The 18,730-nt window shown below is 57.8% G+C and carries 13 protein-coding genes and 3 pseudogenes; 5 read left to right on the top strand and 11 right to left on the bottom strand.

Annotation, left to right across the window (positions count from 1 at the left end):
• Positions 1 to 33 precede the first annotated feature (33 nt).
• From AC0L7S_RS05470 to proC, 3 genes and pseudogenes are all read left to right on the top strand, one after another.
• Positions 34 to 1,031, top strand: a pseudogene (locus AC0L7S_RS05470) (glycosyltransferase family 2 protein).
• A complete protein-coding gene (locus AC0L7S_RS05465; protein WP_473473431.1) occupies positions 1,000 to 2,316 on the top strand; it encodes an O-antigen ligase family protein in 1,317 nt (438 codons plus the stop codon). Before AC0L7S_RS05470 ends, AC0L7S_RS05465 begins: the two are co-directional and overlap by 32 nt.
• 74 nt (positions 2,317 to 2,390) lie before the next feature.
• Complete coding sequence (proC, locus tag AC0L7S_RS05460; protein WP_473473430.1) at positions 2,391 to 3,206, top strand: pyrroline-5-carboxylate reductase; 816 nt, start codon at positions 2,391 to 2,393, stop codon at positions 3,204 to 3,206.
• Between the two features lie 112 nt (positions 3,207 to 3,318).
• On the opposite strand, the gene AC0L7S_RS05455 is transcribed toward proC, so the two are convergent.
• Positions 3,319 to 4,200, bottom strand: coding sequence for a D-alanyl-D-alanine carboxypeptidase family protein (locus tag AC0L7S_RS05455; protein ID WP_473473429.1), 882 nt, complete (start codon positions 4,198 to 4,200; stop codon positions 3,319 to 3,321).
• Positions 4,201 to 4,417: 217 nt separating this feature from the next.
• Between AC0L7S_RS05455 and AC0L7S_RS05450 the strand changes: the two genes are divergently transcribed.
• Entirely contained in the window at positions 4,418 to 5,038 is a 621-nt protein-coding gene (locus tag AC0L7S_RS05450) for a nucleoside triphosphate hydrolase (protein WP_473473428.1), read from the top strand.
• A 114-nt stretch (positions 5,039 to 5,152) separates the two neighbouring features.
• Here AC0L7S_RS05450 and AC0L7S_RS05445 read toward each other — a convergent pair whose 3' ends face one another.
• From AC0L7S_RS05445 to AC0L7S_RS05430, 4 genes and pseudogenes are all read right to left on the bottom strand, one after another.
• Positions 5,153 to 5,857: a glutathione S-transferase family protein gene (locus AC0L7S_RS05445; RefSeq protein WP_473473427.1), complete on the bottom strand. Its 705-nt coding sequence runs from the start codon at positions 5,855 to 5,857 to the stop codon at positions 5,153 to 5,155.
• A 45-nt stretch (positions 5,858 to 5,902) separates the two neighbouring features.
• The gene (locus tag AC0L7S_RS05440) at positions 5,903 to 7,375 is read right to left on the bottom strand and encodes a beta-ketoacyl-ACP synthase II (RefSeq protein ID WP_473473426.1); all 1,473 of its coding nucleotides are present in this window, start codon (positions 7,373 to 7,375) and stop codon (positions 5,903 to 5,905) included.
• Between the two features lie 207 nt (positions 7,376 to 7,582).
• A pseudogene (locus tag AC0L7S_RS05435) lies at positions 7,583 to 9,333 on the bottom strand (hydantoinase B/oxoprolinase family protein).
• 1 nt (position 9,334) lies between these two features.
• Entirely contained in the window at positions 9,335 to 11,404 is a 2,070-nt protein-coding gene (locus AC0L7S_RS05430; protein ID WP_473473425.1) for a hydantoinase/oxoprolinase family protein, read from the bottom strand.
• Positions 11,405 to 11,611: 207 nt separating this feature from the next.
• Here AC0L7S_RS05430 and AC0L7S_RS05425 point away from each other — a divergent pair, with 207 nt between their 5' ends.
• Entirely contained in the window at positions 11,612 to 12,439 is an 828-nt protein-coding gene (locus AC0L7S_RS05425; RefSeq protein WP_473473424.1) for a ferredoxin--NADP reductase, read from the top strand.
• Positions 12,440 to 12,464: 25 nt separating this feature from the next.
• Here the strand turns inward: AC0L7S_RS05425 and AC0L7S_RS05420 are convergent, their stop codons facing one another.
• The 6 genes and pseudogenes from AC0L7S_RS05420 to AC0L7S_RS05395 form a co-directional block, all read right to left on the bottom strand.
• A complete protein-coding gene (locus AC0L7S_RS05420) occupies positions 12,465 to 13,460 on the bottom strand; it encodes an ABC transporter ATP-binding protein (RefSeq protein WP_473473423.1) in 996 nt (331 codons plus the stop codon).
• Positions 13,461 to 13,539: 79 nt separating this feature from the next.
• Positions 13,540 to 14,607, bottom strand: coding sequence for a Gfo/Idh/MocA family protein (locus tag AC0L7S_RS05415; RefSeq protein ID WP_473473422.1), 1,068 nt, complete (start codon positions 14,605 to 14,607; stop codon positions 13,540 to 13,542).
• Between the two features lie 10 nt (positions 14,608 to 14,617).
• Entirely contained in the window at positions 14,618 to 15,457 is an 840-nt protein-coding gene (locus AC0L7S_RS05410; RefSeq protein WP_473473421.1) for a carbohydrate ABC transporter permease, read from the bottom strand.
• A gap of 11 nt (positions 15,458 to 15,468) precedes the next feature.
• A pseudogene (locus tag AC0L7S_RS05405) lies at positions 15,469 to 16,397 on the bottom strand (carbohydrate ABC transporter permease).
• A gap of 75 nt (positions 16,398 to 16,472) precedes the next feature.
• Positions 16,473 to 17,732, bottom strand: coding sequence for an ABC transporter substrate-binding protein (locus AC0L7S_RS05400; RefSeq protein WP_473473420.1), 1,260 nt, complete (start codon positions 17,730 to 17,732; stop codon positions 16,473 to 16,475).
• Between the two features lie 2 nt (positions 17,733 to 17,734).
• A complete protein-coding gene (locus AC0L7S_RS05395; protein WP_473473419.1) occupies positions 17,735 to 18,694 on the bottom strand; it encodes an N-acetylmuramic acid 6-phosphate etherase in 960 nt (319 codons plus the stop codon).
• Positions 18,695 to 18,730 lie beyond the last annotated feature (36 nt).

Genomic DNA, 18,730 nt, shown 5'->3' with positions numbered 1-18,730 from the left:
GACTGCAGCATAATTCTCTTGCAGATCAGTGCGATGCACCCCATGCCCCTGGACGGTTCCATTTCGATAGCGGCGCGATCTCCCACACTGGATGCGGGGGCCATTGAAATTGTGGTGACGCTGCCGACCTTCAAGCGCCCGCAACAGCTCCTTGCGACCCTTGCATCGCTCAAGGCCCAACAAACCAAGCGCCATTTCGCTGTTATCGTCATGGAAAACGAGGCTGATGCGCGTGAGGGTGCCATCGCCGCTGCACCATTGTTTGAAAACGGCGCGATGGATGGTCTGGTCATCATTGCTCATGAGCGCGGCAATTGCAGCGCCTATAATGCCGGTTGGCAGACAGCGGTTGTGAACTTTCCAGATTTCAAATTCCTGTTGGTCATCGACGATGACGAGATTGCCGATCCGCAATGGCTTGAGCAGTCATGTAGCGCTGCCGAAACCTTACCAGCCGATATTGTTGGTGGCCCGCAAATCCCGGTGTTCAGCGACCCCTCCCATGCGAAATGGGGCACTCATCCAGTCTTTGCGCCGCCATACCGCGAAACGGGGAAGGTCGCAGCCCTTTATTCCTCCGGCAATCTTCTGGTCAGCCGCTCCGTACTTGCCGCGATGGGGTCGCCCTATCTCGATTTGAAATTCAACTTCATGGGCGGTGGTGATTCCGATTTCCTCAGCCGGGCGGCGCAAAAAGGGTTCGTTCTGGGTTGGTGCAGCGAGGCACAAGTGCGCGAAACGGTGCCTGCCCGGCGCGCCGAAGCGGGCTGGGTTCGTGCACGCTCATTGCGCAACGGCGTTATCTCGACATGGGTGGAAAAGAAGAAGCGCGCCGCAACGCCATTCGCCGGTCCCAGGGTTTTTTGAAAAGTCTTGCCCTGCTTGGAGCCTCGCCATTTCGTGGCCTGTCGCGATTGATGAAAACCGGTTCCCTGGCAATTGCCATCTATCCCGTTCACGTCGCTCTCGGGCGCGTGCTCGCTGAATTCGGATACGCCAATGAGCAGTATCGCCAGCCTGAGAAAAACTGAGCGCGCCCCACTTGGCGCGGCCTTTACGTGCGAAGGTGTGGCGACGACCGTGGCGGCGCTGTTGTTTACGGTCCTTCTTATCTCCTTCCGCCCTTTTCAGCCCGGCGGGGCAGCAGGTGGTGGCGATGGCGGCGATATCGTCAACCAGTTGGGCTTTGGGGTACTCGGTGCCGTGTCGCTGTTTTCATTGGTGACGCTTGCCGATCCACGCGTTGTTCGTTCGCTTCTCAGTCCTTCGTGGATCGTGTTGCTCGGCCTGTTCATGGCCTCGGTCATGATGGCGACCGACCCGGGTTCTGCCATGCGCACGGCGTTCTTTACGCTGATCGGCATGATGAGCGTGGCAACCATTCTTGCGTTGGCGCGGGATGCCGATGCTTTTTCGACGATTCTCATCTTCACTACCGTCACAGTCATGGCGGTATCCTATGTTGGCCTCTACGTGTTTCCCAACGAGGCGCTGCACACCGCCGCTTCGCAGGAACCTGAACATGCGGGCCTGTGGCGAGGCGTGTTTACCCACAAGAACATCGCCGGTCCGGTCATGGCCTGCTTCAGTTTCGCCGGCCTTTACTTATTTCGGCGTGGAAGGCGTGTCTGGGGTGCCATCATTTTCATCGCAGCCATGAACTTCATGCTGCACACGGGGTCCAAGACGACCGCCGGTCTGGTTCCGTTTTCCATTCTGATTGTCGTCGTGCCAAGTCTGTTTGGAATGCGCTTGGGAACGCCGCTCTTCTTCATATTTGCCGTGAGTGCAACCGCACTTGGCACGCTCGGTATTGTTTTCCTGGAGCCAATGAAGGAACTGGCGGCGCTGTATTTTCCCACCCTCACCTATACGGGGCGCACGACCTTGTGGCAGTTTGCCGGCGAAATGCTGGCAAAGCATCCGTGGACCGGCTATGGCTATGAGAGTTTCTGGGGCACGCCGCTGCTTTTGAATCAGGACCAGCCTTTCGATCGGGCATGGGATATACGCACCATCGTGCATGGCCATAATGGCTATCTCGATATTGCGGTGTTGATGGGAATCCCCACGCTTTGTGTCGCGGTCTATACGTTTCTCATTGCGCCATTACGCGATTATATGCGCACTCCATTGCGCAAGGAAAACATCTATCTCGCTGACTTCTTTATGATGGTCCTCCTGTTTACGGCCCTCAATGCGTTCCTTGAAAGCTTCTTCTTTCATCGTGCCGATCCGGTTTGGCTTTTCTTCCTTCTGGGCGTTTTCGGGCTCAGGCAAGCCGCGCGGCGACCACTGGGGTCTGGACCCAGATAAGCCGGAAATCGCGCTGACAGGTCTTTCCCGATGCGGGACGAGCGGCTATGGAAGACCTTTCTCGGAGGCATGAAATGACGATCAAATTGGTTCTCGCCGGTTGCGGCAATATGGGTTACGCGATGCTGGCGGGCTGGCTCAAATCCGGCAAGATCGAACCCGCAGAAGTCATGGTTATCGAACCCAATGGCGATCTGCGCACTCGCGCCGGCACCCTTGGTTGTCAGGTGGCTGCCGATATCAGCGAAATTGCAGATGGCGTTGTCCCGCAATTGATCGTCATCGCGGTCAAGCCGCAAGTCATTCGGGATGTCACGGCCGCCTATTCTCGCTTTGGCGATGGGACGACGGCTTTCCTAAGCATTGCCGCCGGAACCGCCATTGAAACTTTTGAAAGCATTCTCGGTAAGCGCACGCCGGTTGTGCGCTGCATGCCCAATCTCCCGGCATCGGTTGGCCAAGGCATGATGGTCGTCTTTTCCAATGGTTATGTTTCCGATGTGACCAAGCGTTTCGTGACCGACCTGTTGTCGGCGAATGGCGAGGTGGCCAGCATCGACGACGAGAGCCAGATGGATGCGGTGACGGCTGTATCGGGTTCGGGTCCGGGCTATGTCTTCCATTTCATTGAAGCGCTGACGGCGGCGGGCGAGAAAGCCGGCCTGCCGGCTGAGACAGCCAGCCTGCTTGCCAAACAGACCGTTTATGGCTCGGCGTTTCTGGCTGCCCAAAGCAATGAGCAGCCGGGCACCTTGCGCGAGCAGGTGACAAGTCTGAAAGGCACGACCGCAGCCGCCCTCGATATATTGATGGGGAAAGATCGCCTGAAAAACCTGCTCGGTGAGGCTGTCGAGGCCGCCCGTTTGCGCTCGATCGAACTGGGAAAATAATCGCTTGGCCACTGCATGTCGCCCAAAAGTGTGTAGCGGTTTTGGGGCAACGACATGCACAAAAACAAAGGCTTGAAGCGCGCTGCATGAAGCCCTTTGGGCGCGGCGTACTTCAGTTGGCGAAGGCGAGGCTTGGCTCGCCCGACTTGCCTGACAAGGCGCGTTTTAACAGCGCCTCGGCATGAGCGTTGCGTGCCCGTGCGCTGGTCGCACCCATCACCACCACGATAAGGCGGCGTCCATCCGCATCGTAGGATGTCACGATGTTGAAGCCTGATGCGCGAATGTAGCCGGTCTTGATGCCATCGACGCCGCGAACCCGGCCAAGCATATCATTGTGACCACGAATACGTTTGCCGCGAAACGTGAAATCGGTGGCCGAGAAATAGTGGTAATATTGAGGGAACCGCTTTCGCAGCGCCATACCCAGAACCGCCATGTCGCGCGCGGTGGTGTGCTGCTCGCTGTCAGGCAGGCCCGATGCATTGCGAAACACCGTATTGCGCATCCCGATCTGGCGCGCTTTCGACGTCATCATACTCGCAAAAGCCGCTTCGCTTCCGCCAAGATATTCGCCAACGGCCACAGCCACATCATTCGCGGATTTGATGGCAAGCGCCTTGATCGCCGTCTCCGTGTCGATTGTTTCGCCGCGCCTGAAACGCAATTTGGTCGGCGGTTGTGAAGCGGCATTTGCCGAAACGGGGATCTGCGTTTCCTTGGTCAGGCGGCCCTGATCCAATGCCTCGAACAGCAGATATAGCGTCATCATCTTGGTGAGCGAAGCCGGGTAGCGCGGGGCCGTCGAGTGCATCGCGAATATTTGCTTGCCGGTTCTGGCATCGACAACGATCGCGGCGTATTTTTGCGGCGGCGCTGGTACAGCCAGCACCTGTTCGGGCGAGGTCGTGGTCGTGCAGCCGGCGACAAGCGCCAAAATGGCGGCTATCGCTGCAAGCTTCTGGATGACGAGGGGCAAGCGGGATATGTGCAAGATTGAGGCTATTCTGACATGCTAGTGTTGCTGAGACGGCGCGAACCTACCTGAAGCGGCAAGCCGCGTCCATTTGGCGAGTGTTACATTCGTACACAAAAGAAGGATTTGCTGTGGGCAAGCAACAAATCGGGCTTTTGCAAAGGCTTGAAGAGAATGTCGGTTCTGGTGTTCACTCAGGCAGCCATCATGATGCAGAAAACTCGGAAGGAGATTGATGTCTGAACTCGCAACTATCGCCGCGACGATCTTCAAGAAAGCGGCCAAGGCTCAACGGTTTGTCGTCGCCATCGCCGGACCACCCGCTTCTGGCAAATCCACTTTGTCGGCTGAATTGCGCGGCTTGTTGCCTGAAGGCGCAGCCGAAGTGGTGCCGATGGATGGCTTTCACTATGATGATGCCGTGCTTGATCTGCGCGGCCTGCGGGCGCGCAAAGGCGCACCGGAGACCTTCGATTTTGCCGGTTTCGAAACGCTCTTGAAACGGATCAGAACAGGTGAGCCGGATATTGCGATTCCCGTGTTCGACCGCAGCATTGAACTGTCGCGCGCCGCCGCCGCGCTCATCTCGAGCGACGTCAAATTCGTTCTGGTCGAAGGCAATTATCTCCTGCTTGACGAGATGCCGTGGTCCGGTCTCGCACCGTTGTTTGATTTTACGATCTTTGTCGATGTGGCGCGCGGCGAGCTTGAACGACGCCTCGTGGCGCGCTGGCATGAACATGGACGCTCGGATGAAGAGGCGCGCTCCTGGATCGAAACGAACGATCTGCCCAACATTGAACGCGTGCTGGCGCGCCGTCGCCGGGCCGATCTGGTTGTCGGCGATCCGGGGTAGACCGGGGCTATGGCTCATGCTTGGAGCGGGATGAGGAAAAGTGGGTACCGGTTTTCCGCCCGCATCCCGCTCTAACTTATTGGAATCGATGACCGCCAAAGCACCAAAAACGCACTACGCACGTGCTGGTATGGTCAAGCCCTTTTGTACCGCCGGTCGGGCAAGCCCTCTTTCAAGCCACGCTGCAACGGCAGGAAAATCGTCAAAGCCAACCAGTTCGCGCGCTTCATAAAAGCCGATGAGGTTGCGCACCCACCCCAACATCGAAATGTCTGCAATGGAATAATCCTTGCCCATGATCCACTCGCGTTCCGCCAGCCTTGTCTCAAGGACGCCGACCAGCCGCCGCGATTCATCGCGGTAGCGTTCCAGCGGGCGCTTGTCGGAAATCGCCTTGCCAGCGAATTTGTGGAAAAAGCCGAGTTGGCCGAAAATTGGCCCGATCGCCCCCATCTGGAAGAACACCCACTGGATCGTCTCGTAGCGCTGTATCGGGTCGCTGGACATCAGTATTCCCGATTTCTCGGCGAGATAGAGCAAGATGGCTCCCGATTCGAACAGTGCCAGCGGTTCGCCGCCGGGGCCGTCGGGGTCGATAATGGAGGGTATCTTGCCATTGGGGTTGAGCGAAAGGAACTCCGGCGTCCAGGTTTCGTCCTTGCCGATGTCGATATAATGCGGCTCATAGGCAAGGCCGATTTCTTCCAAGGCAATCGAAACCTTGACGCCATTCGGTGTCGGCGACGAATAAAGTTGCAGGCGTTCGGGGTGTTTGGCCGGCCAGCGTGTGGCAATCGGAAAGGCTGACAGATCGGTCATGGAATGCTCCAGGATAAAGGCGTTGCGCGCAAAACGGTCGAACTATCAGGGTGCCTTGAAGGCCAGAACGGCATTGGTGCCGCCAAAGGCGAAAGCATTGCTGATTGCCGCACGCACTTTGCGCTCGCGCGGGACGTTCGGTGTTACATCGAGATCGCACTCAGGGTCCGGCTCGCGGAAATTGGCGGTCGGCGGCACGATGCCCTCGCGGATCGCCATGACGCAGGCAATCATTTCCAGCGCCCCCGATGCACCGAAGCAATGGGCGTGCATTGACTTGGTCGAGGAGACGGACAGATTATAGGCATGATCGCCGAAGACGCGCTTTATAGCCGATGTTTCGATCTGATCGTTGGCTTTCGTGCCGGTGCCATGAGCATTGAGATAATCGACGTCCTCGGGATTTAAGCCTGCATCGGCAAGACAGGCACGCATCGCGCTTTCTGGCCCATCGATGGTGGGTGCAACGATATCGGATGCATCGGCGGAAAAGCCGACGCCTGAAATTTCGCCGAGGATATCTGCACCGCGAGCGCTCGCATGTTCATAGCTTTCCAGAACAACCATGCCAGCACCTTCGCCAACAACAAGCCCCTGCCGGTCGGCTGAAAAAGGCCGGCATGTATCTGGCGACAGGACGCGAAGCGCCTCCCAACCTTTAAGGATGCCCCAGACCAGCGGCGCATCGGTTCCGCCGGTTACCATCACATCGGCACGTCCCAGCCGGATCTGGTCAACGGCGGAGGCGATTGCATGGTTTGACGAGGCACATGCGGAGGTCACGCCGAAAACCGGCCCGCGCAGGCCCAGATTCATGCTGACCTGACCCGCCGCCGCCCCCGGCATCACTTTTGGAACGGTAAAGATGCCAGCGCGATTCTTGCCTTCCAGCAGGATCGCACGGTAATTTTCTTCAATGGCCTCCCAGCCGCAGACGCCGACGCCGACCGTGGCACCGACCCGGTGAGTGTTTTGCTCGTTGACGCTTAACCCGGCCTGCTGCATGGCTTGGCGCGCCGCGATAACCGCAAGCAGGCTGAAGCGATCCATTGAAACAAGCTGTTTGCGCTCGATCCCATGTTCGGGAAGTTGCTTTATCTCGCAACCTATCCGCACTTTCAGTTCGTGCAGTTGCGAATTGGAAATCGGTCCGATGGCCGAGCGGCCGGCACGCATCTCCGCCCAAATGGCAGCCGCATCGGTGCCAAGACCACAAATTCCACCAATACCGGTGATGACGACGCGCTGGCGCATATGCCTCGGATCAGGCCCTTTTTCGATCAGGTCACGAACAGCATCGACCATATCGCCGACATTCTTCAAATTGCTCCAGGCATCGACCGTATTCATTTCGATTTCTATGCCATATTGCTCTTCGAGATCGAAGATGATCTCCGTCAATTCCAGCGAATGAATGCCCAGTGCCGTCAATTCGGTTGTGACTGTGATTTCCTCATCGCCAGGCTCTGCATGAGCCTTGATCTTGTCGATGATATCTTTTGCCAACTGGTCAGCCATTCGGTTCCCTTCGCATTTCCCGACGTGAAGCTGTAGCGCCTCTTTGCCCAAACCTGCCATCACTTTCGTATAGTGGCAGGTATATTATGTTCTCTATAGAAACCGAAACGTTGGTAGGCAACACCGATATCGACAAAGCCGTGTATGTGGACAGGCTTTGGCGGTGCTGCCAAAGGCGCTCACTTTGTTCTGATGTGCTTGGAAAAATCAAGAACGGCCCGCCGCTCTGAGTTTTTCCGTAGCCGTGAAATCAATGGTTGATCCGTTGTTGGATAAAACGACGCCGAATTTCTCCGCGGCTTCTCCTGGCGTGTAATAGCCAAGTGCAACGTCTTTAAGCACGCTTTCAGGCTTGCGCGCCAACGGATTGCCATAGCCGCCACCGCCCGGCGTACCGACACGCACCCTGTCGCCGGCTGTGAGCGCTATGTCCTGCTCCTTTGAAAGATGGGGTGGCACATGCGTTTCGCCACCGCGAAAGACGGTCACCGAATTTACCGCGCCGTCTTTGCCGCCAAGCACGCCTTGCGGGCCGACGCGACCGTGATCCATGACGAACGAGGCACGTGCTTGACCGCGCAGAATTTCCACCTCATAGGCAAGGCCGAAGCCCCCGCGCTGCTTTCCCGCTCCGCCGGACCCTTCACGCAGCGCATAGTGCCGATAAAGCACCGGAAACGCCTGTTCCATGATTTCGACGGGTGGCGACTTGGAAATTCCGATGGTCGAACAGCCATTGGTGAGCCCGTCATGGCCAAAATTGCCGCCATAGCCGCCACCGGAAATCTGGTACATCACATAGGCGCGGCCCCGCGCCGGGTCATCACCGCCCAATGCGAAGTTGCCGCTTGAGCCAGCCGGCGCGGCCGTCACTTTCTCCGGCAGCGCCTGCACCATCGCCGCAAACACGGCTTCGGCGATGCGCTGCGATACTTCCGCCGCACAACCGGAAACCGGGCGTGGATAGCGCGCATCGAGAAATGTTCCTTCCGGTCGCTTGACAATCAGCGGCTCGAAGGCTCCGGCACTGATTGGAACGTCGGGGAAGATATGGCGCATGGCCAGATAAACCGAGGAGAGTGTGGTTGCCAGAACGCTGTTCATCGGGCCGGTGCATGGCTTGGACGAGCCATTGAAATCGAAGGTAAGCGTCTCGCCCTTCTTTTCAACAGCCAGCGCGATGGTGAGTGGCGCGTCAACAACGCCATCTGAATCGACAAAAGCGCGGGAATGGTAAGTGCCGTCGGGGATGGCCCGGATGTTTGCCCGCATTTGGTCTGCTGCACGTTTGCGCAACTCGGCTATGGCTTCGACGACTGTGTCGTCGCCATAGCGGTCCAGAATTTCGTTCAACCGGTCCTGACCGACCATAAGGGCTGCGGCCTGTGCCTTGATGTCTCCGATGCGTTGGTCGGCAACGCGTATGTTCGAGCAGATGATGGCGTAAATTTCCGGGTCCATCACGCCTTGCTTGAACAGCTTGACCGGCGGCAGGCGCAGGCCCTCCTGTTCAACTGCGGTTGCCGACGCGGAAAATCCCCCGGAACAGCCCCGCCAATGTCCGGCCAATGGCCCGTGTTGGACAGCCAGCAGAAAATGCGCCCACCCCGATAGACCGGCATCAGGAAACGCACATCCATCAAATGCGTGCCGCCGAGATAGGGGTCGTTGACGATATAGATGTCGCCCGGTTGGGGCGAAAGGCAGCGCCCTTCGGCGATCATCTCAATGACGGTGCCGGTCGAGTATTGCATGACGCCGACAAACACCGGGAGACCCTGACTGCCTTGTGCGATCAGCGCGCCATCTTTTGCTGAATAAATGCCATCGGAGCGGTCATTGGCCTCGGCAATGACCGGCGAGAATGCCGCCCGCGAGAAGGTCATATCCATCTCGTCGCAGGTTTGCTGCAAGGCCGCGTTGATGACCGAAAGTGTAATGGCGTCAAGTTTTTCCATCTCAGGCCACCGCAATATTGACGATGAGATTGCTGTCGCTGTCGGAGACAGCGCTGTCGCCCGGCTCAAGCACCGTGGTGGCGTCCATCTGTTCAAGGATCGCAGGGCCTTCGATGGTTGCGTCGAGCGGCAGTTTCTCGCGCTCGTAAACAGGTGTCTGGTGCCATGCATCGTTGAACCAGACAGCTCGAACTTCGCGCCGCGCTTGCTCGATCGTGGTGGCCCGGCCAGCCGGATCAATCAGATGCGCCAGGTCAACTGCAGGCCGCACACCGGTGACCGATGTGTTGAGATTGACGAGATTGGCGCGGATTTCCGGAAGTTCGACCTTGAAGCGCGCAAAATAGGCCCGCTCGAAAAGCTGTTGCAGCATCTCCCGCGTCACCTCGGCTGACGGCAGCGACACATTGATGATATGGGTCTGGCCGACGAACTGCATGTCGGCGGAATGGGTAACGCGGATCGTTTCCGGCCTGATCGCTTCTTTTGCGATGAGGTGTTGTCCTTCTGAACGCTGGTTTTCCAGAACGCCGCGTATTTGTGCTTCATCGACATCGCCGACCGGAACGTTGACCGTGTTGACGAAGTCGTGGCGCAGATCCGCGACAACGCAACCGAGCGCATTGGTGATGCCGGGTCTGGCGGGGATCAACACTTTCGGCAGGCCAAGTTCGCGCGCCAGTGCGGTGGCGTGTAGGGGGCCTGCGCCACCAAAGGCAAACAGCGCGAAATCGCGCGGATCGTGGCCGCGAGACACCGACACCATGCGGATCGCTCCGGCCATCTTCAAATTGCCGAGTTGCAGCACGGCTCCGGCAGCTTCAACGCCGGAAAGGCCAGTAGTGCGGCCAATCTTTTCCTCGAAGATGCGGGCAACATCGTCCACGGTAACGGGCGTGTCGACGGCGAGAAGCCTTTTGGGCGACAAGCGGCCAAGCACCAGATTGGCGTCGGTCAGCGTCGGCTCATCGCCACCCCTTCCATAGCAGATGGGGCCGGGATTGGCGCCCGCACTTTCAGGCCCGACCTGAATGAGGCCCGCTGCATCGACCCGCGCGATTGAGCCGCCCCCGGCACCGACCGTATGAACCGCAACCATCGGCACATGGATCGGCATCGCATATTCGACCTCGATCTCGTTCGAGACGGCGGGCTCGGCATTGCGAATGAGTGAAACATCGGTCGAAGTGCCACCCATGTCATAGGTGACGAGATTGCCGTAGCCGGCGCGCTTGCCGCTATAGGCTGCGGCAATGACACCGGAGGCTGGCCCCGACATCACCGTCTTGGCCGCTTCTTGCGTGACAAACCGCGCCGAGATCATGCCACCATTGCCATTCATCATCAGGAAATCGCGCGCATATCCCTTTCGCGCCAGTTCTTCACGCAGTTTTTCGACATAGCGTTGCAGAATGGGTTGAACCGAAGCGTTGACTGCTGCCGTCACCCCGCGCTCGAATTCGCGCGCTTCCGACAAGAGCGAATGGCCAACGGTGATGTAGCCGTTCGGCCAGGATTCGGCGGCGATTTCGGCGGCTCTCAGTTCATGCCCCGGATTGGCATAGGAATGCAGGAAGTGGATCACCAGAGATTCGCAGCCAGCCTCAATCAGCTTGGCCACGGCCTGGCGCATCTCGCTTTCGTCCAGCACTATACGAACCTTGCCTGACGCTTCGACGCGCTCAGTCACTTCCAGCCGCAGATTGCGTGCGATCACAGGTACGAATATCCCCGTCATGCCGTAAGCCTGCGGCCTTGTCCGTCGCCCGAGTTCCAGAATATCGCGAAAGCCGCGTGTGGTAATCATGCCGGTCTTTGCCAGCCGCCGTTCAAGCACGGCGTTCGTCGTCGTCGTCGTGCCGTGAACGATGAGGTCGATATGCTCAACGGGAAAACCGGTTGCGCCAAGGGCGGATACAACCCCGAAAGCCTGATTGTCGATGGTCGTCGGTGTCTTGGCGATGTGGACTTTGCCATCGCGCCCATCAACCAGCAGGAGATCCGTGAAAGTTCCCCCGACGTCGATGCCAGCAACGACGCTACCTGCTTGCGCCGAAACTTTCTCTGTCATTGGCAAAACCCGAAATGCACGAACTACGGATATGTCTCAGAATGGAAAGGCGTTTTACAACCGTATCTTGACCCAAATATCGTTTGTATACTAATAATTCTCAGGCACAAGAAATTCCATCATTGATGCGCGCTGGCGTGTCGGACCCCAACAGGATCAGGCGCGCATGATGCGTTTTGCGCTACCCCTTTGCAAAAGGCTGTCTTGATGAATACCGTCACTTCGGTAAGCACGCTCGATGCTAAACCGCTCCAATTTCCGATCCCGGCCAATGTTTACGCCGAATCCGTGGTGTCGGTGAAGCACTACACCGACCGGCTGTTTTCGTTTCGCATAACCCGCCCGCAATCCCTGCGGTTTCGCGCCGGTGAATTTGTGATGATCGGCCTGCCCAATGCGGAAAAGCCCGTGTTTCGTGCCTATTCCATTGCCAGCCCGGCCTGGGACGATGAAATCGAGTTTTTCTCGATCAAGGTTCCCGACGGCCCGCTGACCTCGCACCTTCAGATGATCGAAGTTGGCGACACGGTGCTCATGCGCCAGAAATCAACTGGAACGCTGGTGCTTGATGCACTGACACCGGCCAAGCGGCTGTTCATGATTTCGACTGGCACCGGCATCGCACCCTTCGCCAGCCTGTTGCGCGATCCCGATACCTATGAAAAATTCGAACAGATGACGCTGACGCATACCTGCCGCGACAGTGCCGAACTGGTTTACAGTCAGGATCTGGTTGCCGGTTTGCAAGACGATCCGTTGATCGGCGAGATGACCTCTGGCCGCGTCACGCTCTACAATTCGACCACACGCGAAGAATCGGGCCGGATGGGGCGTATTACGGCGTTGATTGAATCCGGCCAGTTCTATTCCGATCTCGCGATCTATCAGCTCAACCCTGAAACCGACCGCATCATGATTTGCGGCTCCATGCATATGCTCAAGGACGTCAAGCAACTGGCTGAACGCCTCGGCTTCAATGAGGGCTCGCTCAGTTCTCCTGCCCAGTTTGTCGTTGAGCGCGCTTTCGTAGGCTGACGGGCTCTCTCAAGGGCGTTTCAGCTCAAACAGCCTTTCCATCCCCATCGAACCGGTACGTCCGTTCCGGCTCGGGCGTGGCATAAAGTGTCGCCCCCGGCTCGGCATTGAAAACGCCGAACAGGCGAACGGTAATCAGCCCGGCCTTCTCGCAATCAAGATAAAGATTGGTGTCCGCACCCAGATGCTCGGCATGGATGACGGTTCCCTTCCACGTGCCGGATTGCGCATCGACGGTCAGATGTTCGGGGCGAACGCCAATTGTCTTGACGCTTTCGCCAAGGCGCGCGCCTTCGATGAAATTCATCTTTGGCGAACCGATAAAACCGGCAACGAATTCGTTGGCAGGCGAATTGTAAAGGTCCATAGGCCCACCGATCTGCTCGATCTTCCCGGCATTGAGCACGACGATCTTGTCGGCCAGCGTCATCGCTTCGACCTGATCGTGCGTGACATAAACCATCGTTGCTTTCAGGCGCCGGTGCAGTTGCGCAATCTCCAGGCGCGTGTTGACCCGAAGCGCGGCATCCAGATTGGAGAGCGGCTCGTCGAAGAGGAACAGTTTTGGTTCGCGCACCACCGCACGGCCGATGGCTACACGCTGGCGTTGGCCGCCGGAAAGCTCGGCTGGACGGCGCTCGAGATAGGGTTCGAGCGAGAGCATGGAAGACGCGATGCCGATGCGCCGGTCGATCTCTTCTGCCGCTGTGCCCGCCTGTTTCAGGCCAAGGCCCATATTGTTCTTGACCGAAAGATGCGGATAAAGCGCATAGGTCTGGAAAACCATGGCGATGCCGCGCTTTGCCGGAGGCGTCGAACTGACATCTTCGCCGTCGATGACCACGCGGCCCGAGCTTGAATCTTCCAGCCCGGCGATGACCCGCAACAAGGTGGACTTGCCGCAGCCCGAAGGCCCGACAAACACCACGAACTCGCCATCGGCGACCTCGAGATTGATGCCTTTCAACACCTCGACCGGCCCAAAGGCCTTGCGCACATTCTCGATTGTCAGCGAACCCATGGCGCATCTCCATTCGTTGCGGCCTTGGGCCAAAGCAGGGTGAAACGACCCTTGTTCTCGCTCCCGAAATCCTTGGCCGTCATAGTCGCACCGCCTTGCCTGTGTGCACACTTTCATCCGCGGCAAGGCAAACAGCCAGTGACCTGACCGCATCATCCATGTGGCGCGTCAGATCGAGATCCTCACGGATGGCTTTCAGCACGAATGCCTGCTCCAGATTGCACAAATCCTGATGTCCGGGTTCGCCCTGCATCGACAATATTTCGTCTTCATGGATGAATTTGCCGTCGGTACCGGTGGCTGCATTGTGCAGGCGAATGGTCGATGTCTTGGTGTGCGTGTCGATGTCGTCGGACTTGGCACCCTCATTCATGACGATAGAAACGCAGCCCTTGGGCGAGATGACATCTTTGACGAAAAACGCCGTCTCGGAAATCATCGGCCCCCAACCGGCCTCGTACCAGCCCACCGAACCGTCATCGAACAGCACCTGCAAATGGCCGTAATTATACATGGCCGGGTCGATCTCGTCGCTCAGCCGTAGGCCCATGCCGCGCACTTCCACAGGCTTTGCATCGGTGATCTGAAGCATCACGTCGAGATAGTGCACACCGCAATCGACAATGGGTGAGGTCGTCTGCATCAGTTGCTTGTGCGTTTGCCAGCTATGTCCCGATGATTGCTGGTTGAGGTTCATGCGAAAGACATAAGGCCCGCCCAGCTTACGTGCTTCACCGATCAGCCGCATCCATGACGGATGGTGGCGCAAAATATAGCCGATCACCAGCTTCTTGCCATTGGCCCTGGCGGCATCCACGACACGGCGCGCGTCCGCGACCGTTGTTGCCAGCGGCTTTTCGACAAACACATGACAACCGGCTTCAAACGCATCAACGGCATAGTCGGCATGGCTGTCGGAATAGGTGGCGATGCACGCCAGATCCGGCTTTTCGTCGTGCAAAACCTCTTCAAATGAACGGTGGATTTCGTAGCCATTCAGTTCATCGCCAAGCGCCACATCTGAGCGGTTGACGAGCGCCGCGATCTCGAAACCCGGATTGTTATGATAGGCAAGCGCATGACTGCGGCCCATATTGCCAAGCCCGGCAACGACGACACGAATGGGCTGTTCGCGGTTCACTTGCATGCACCGTTGGTCATTTTACCGCTCCCGAAGTGATGCCGCGGATCAACTGCCGCGAGAAGATGAGATAGAGGATCAGCACTGGCAGGATTGCCAGTGAAAGCGCGGCCAGAACGGCGTTCCAGTTTGTCACATACTGGCCGATGAACATCTGCGCGCCCAGCGTCACCGTCTTGGTTGCTTCCGATGGCGCAAGGATCAGCGGGAACCACAGATCGTTCCAGATCGGGATCATGGTGAACACCGCAACCGTTGCCATGGATGGCCGTACCAACGGCAATACCAGCCGGAAGAAGATCGTGTATTCGGACAGGCCGTCAATGCGCCCTGCATTTTTCAGGTCGTCCGAAACACTGTTCATGAACTCCGCCAGAATGAAGATCGCCAGTGGCAAGCCTTGCGCGGTGTAGACAAGGATCAACGCCGTCAGCGTGTTGACCAGCCCGCTTGCCACCATCAATTGCAGAATGGCGACGGTGCCGAGACGTATCGGGATCATGATCCCCAGCGCCAGGTAAAGCCCCATCATGCTGTTGCCCCGGAAACGGTATTCCGACAGGGCAAAGGCCGCCATTGCGCCGAATAACAGCACGAAAAACAGGGATGCCACCGTCACCACGAAGCTGTTCTGGAAATAGTGGATGAAATCCCCCTGTGCCAGAACGGTGGTGTAGCCAACCAGATCGAACGTCTCGGACGTTGGCAGCGACATGGGTGCCCTGAAGATGGCGTTGCGCGCCTTGAACGAGTTGATGATGACGATGACGACCGGGAAAAGCGCAATCACCGTGTAGGTCAAAAGGATTGCATGGGCACCGAAGGCGCGCGGCAGGGAGGCGGTGGCTTTGCTCATGATGCGCGCCTCTAGAATTGGTAGCGGCGTAGCCGCTTCTGGATGAGGAACAGGTAGATGGAAATGCCTGCCAGGATGATCAGGAACATCATGGTGGCGATTGCCGCGCCCATATTGCGATCACCGACCTGCAGCTGAAAGCCGAAGAAGGCCCGGTAAAGGAACGTCCCCAGAATATCGGTCGAATAATTGGGTCCGGCCAGGGCCCCTTGCGCTGTGTAGATCAGGTCGAAAGCATTAAAATTGCCGACGAAGGTCAGGATCGAAATGATGCCGATGGACGGCAGGATCAGCGGCAGCTTGATCTTCCAGAATTGCGCCATGCCGGTCACGCCATCGCATTCGGCGGCTTCGATCACTTCCTCTGGGATCATCAGAAGGGCTGCATAGATCAGCATCATCGGAATGCCGATGAACTGCCAGACCGAGATCAGGCCAAGCGTCGTCAGTGCATAGGCTTCCTTGCCAAGCCACGGCGCGAAAAGGCTTTTCAAGCCAACCATGTCGAGAAGATGAGGCGCAACCCCCAGAGCGGCGACAGGATCAGTTTCCAGGCAAAGCCGACAATGACAAACGACAGGATGGTCGGCACGAAGATTGCCGTGCGATAGAGCGATGCAAAGCGCAGGCGCGGGCTGGAAAGCAGCGCCGCAAGCAAGACGCCGATCGGGTTTTGCACCAGCATATGAATGATGAAGAACCAGGTGTTGTTGCGCAGTGCATTCCAGAAATTCACCGACCAGTTCGGATCGCCGAACAAGGTTCTGAAATTTTCCAGCCCGACGAATACCTGTACCTGCTCGATGCTGCGAAACAGCGAAAGCTGGAGCGTGCCAAACAATGGCAGGATCATGATGGCCGTGTAGACCAGCACGGCCGGCGCGAGAAAAACGCCGATATGCCAACGCATCGGTCGTCTGGATGCTCTGTGTGCGGCCATGCGCCCGGTCCTCGTCATGTCCTATTCTAGTAATTTCCGCCCGGACAAAGTGACCGGGCGGAGATCGTCTTGATGTTAGTTCGCTGGCTTATACCAGCTGTCGAGGCCATCCTGCAGCTTCTTGGCCGCAACTTCGGGTGTGTCGGTGCCGTTGATGACATTGGCCGATTCCACCCAGGTCTCGTTTTCGAGATTTGGCGTGCCGCGCGACAGGATTTGATAGGTTGAGCGGATCGTCGATTTGCACTTGTCACGCCATGAGACGAATTCCTGTGCCAGCGGATCTTCCATCTTTACCGGTGCCGAGTTCAGGCTGAAGAAGCCGGGCAAAGCATTGGCGTAGATGGTCGCAAATTCCGGCGAGGCGACCCATGACAGGAAGGTCTTGGCCGCATCGGCATTCCCCGAAGCCGCATTGAGGCCGATGCCGATATCCGTGTGATCGGAGATGTAGCAGGTATCGCCCGCATTTTTCACAGGCGGCGGGAATGCTCCCATCTTGAATTGCGCCTGCGTATTGAAGCCCGAAATTTCCCATGAACCGGCCGGATAGATGGCGGCGCGGCCAAGCGTGAACAGGTTCTGGCTGTCTGGGTAGGTCTGCGCCTCGAAGCCGTCGCCGAGATATGGCTTCCACTTTGCCAGTTCAGCGAATGGTTCCACCCACTGCGGATCGGTCAGCTTCTGCTCGCCCTTCAGCAGGGCCAGACGGCCTTCTTCGCCATGCCAGTAGTTCGGGCCGATATTCTGGTAGCCCATGGTTGCGGCTTCCCAAAGGTCCTTGGTGCCCATTGCCATTGGAATATAGGTGCCATCGGCCTTGATCTTATCAAGCGCGGCAAAAAACTCGTCCTGCGTTGTTGGAACGGAAATGCCCAACTCGTCAAAGGCGTCCTTGTTGTAGATGAAGCCGTGGATGACCGATGCCATCGGCACGCAAAACGTCGCCTTGCCGTCGTCGGTTGTCCACGCGGATTTGGCGACGTCGGAAAAGTTTTCCATGCCCGGCAGGCTGGTCAGATCGGCAAGCTTGCCCTTGCTGTAGAGATCAAGCGATGCGTCGAAAGGGCGGCAGGTGATGAGATCGCCGGCAGAGCCTGCATCGAGCTTTGCATTGAGGGCCGCGTTATATTCGGTAGGCGCGGAGGGCGCGAATACCACCTTGATGCCGGGGTTCTTCGCCTCGAAGGCCGGGATCAGCTTGTCTTGCCAGATGGCGAGATCGTCATTGCGCCAGCTTTCGATGGTTAGCGTTGTGTCCTGCGCGTAAGCAATCCCGGCGGAACCAAGAATGCTGGAACCCAGCAGAAGTGCTGTCAGAAGTTTCGTGTTCATGCTCAGTCTCCCTGTTGACCTTTTTCAGGTTCGATTTTGGCGAGGCCGGAGGTGTTGTCTCCCCGGCTCGCCTCGATTGCGGAAAGTGCCGGCCTCAATTTTTGGCCGGTCCTGTCCAGTAATTGTAGCGCGGCATTGGAACTGGCCGCACCTGCCGCGAGCAGGATGGCCGGCTTGACCGCGCCACCGCTTTGTTCGAGCCGTGCCCGTGCATCCGCCAGGCTGCACCCGCTGATGGCAGCGACCATACGCTCGGCGCGTTCGCGCAGTTTCACATTGTCGGCCACGACATTGACCATGTAGCCGTCATGCACATGGCCAAGGTGAATGGCTGCCAGTGTCGACAGCATATTGAGGGCGATTTTCTGGGCCGTTCCGGCACCCATGCGGGTTGAACCGGCAATCAGTTCCGGCGGTGTTTCGAGAAGGATGGCCACATCAGTTAGTTCGAGAAGCGGCGCGTGCCTGTTGTTGGCAAGACCAATCGTCGAAGCCCCAAGCTTCTTCGCCTGTTCGACAGCGCGCAGCGCATAAGGCGTGGCCCCGCTGGCGGAAACCGCAATGAGGCAATCCGCAGGGCCGAGCCCTGACGCTGCGACGGCTTCCTCCGCTTCGTTCATGTCGTCTTCGGGGCCGCCAGCAAGCGCGTGCAAGGCATCATCACCCCCGGCAATCAGGATTGAAATCCGATCACGCGCGATACCGAATGTACCCGGCAATTCCAGCGCGTCGGCAAGCGCCATCAGTGCCGAACTGCCGGCAGCCGCGTAGATGAGCCTGCCACCACCGGTCAATCGGTCGGCAACAAGTTCAGCAGCAAGCGCTATGGATTGGATGGCGCCTTTGACAACCCCGGCAGCTTCGATCTGGGCATCGGCGAGTGAAGATAAAATGGCGTGCGGGGATCGGCTATCCAATCCCTCTGCATTGCGGTGATGCGCTTCGGTGCGCGTTTCAGCCATTCATTTTCCTCCAACACAAAAACCATACCAAAAAAA

It is taken from the genome of Mesorhizobium sp. G2-6-1 (assembly GCF_055809095.1).
Note: the sequence above shows the minus strand (reverse complement) of the source record. Positions and strands in the feature narration are given on the sequence as shown.

Bases quoted from the DNA above. Each gene is read 5' to 3' on its own strand.
- AC0L7S_RS05400 (WP_473473420.1), bottom strand. From the start codon at position 17,732: ATGAACACGAAACTTCTGACAGCACTTCTGCTGGGTTCCAGCATTCTT.
- AC0L7S_RS05415 (WP_473473422.1), bottom strand. From the start codon at position 14,607: ATGCAAGTGAACCGCGAACAGCCCATTCGTGTCGTCGTTGCCGGGCTT.
- AC0L7S_RS05450 (WP_473473428.1), top strand. From the start codon at position 4,418: ATGTCTGAACTCGCAACTATCGCCGCGACGATCTTCAAGAAAGCGGCC.
- AC0L7S_RS05465 (WP_473473431.1), top strand. From the start codon at position 1,000: ATGAGCAGTATCGCCAGCCTGAGAAAAACTGAGCGCGCCCCACTTGGC.
- AC0L7S_RS05410 (WP_473473421.1), bottom strand. From the start codon at position 15,457: ATGAGCAAAGCCACCGCCTCCCTGCCGCGCGCCTTCGGTGCCCATGCA.
- AC0L7S_RS05445 (WP_473473427.1), bottom strand. From the start codon at position 5,857: ATGACCGATCTGTCAGCCTTTCCGATTGCCACACGCTGGCCGGCCAAA.
- AC0L7S_RS05420 (WP_473473423.1), bottom strand. From the start codon at position 13,460: ATGGGTTCGCTGACAATCGAGAATGTGCGCAAGGCCTTTGGGCCGGTC.
- AC0L7S_RS05440 (WP_473473426.1), bottom strand. From the start codon at position 7,375: ATGGCTGACCAGTTGGCAAAAGATATCATCGACAAGATCAAGGCTCAT.
- AC0L7S_RS05395 (WP_473473419.1), bottom strand. From the start codon at position 18,694: ATGGCTGAAACGCGCACCGAAGCGCATCACCGCAATGCAGAGGGATTG.
- AC0L7S_RS05430 (WP_473473425.1), bottom strand. From the start codon at position 11,404: ATGACAGAGAAAGTTTCGGCGCAAGCAGGTAGCGTCGTTGCTGGCATC.
- AC0L7S_RS05425 (WP_473473424.1), top strand. From the start codon at position 11,612: ATGAATACCGTCACTTCGGTAAGCACGCTCGATGCTAAACCGCTCCAA.
- proC (WP_473473430.1), top strand. From the start codon at position 2,391: ATGACGATCAAATTGGTTCTCGCCGGTTGCGGCAATATGGGTTACGCG.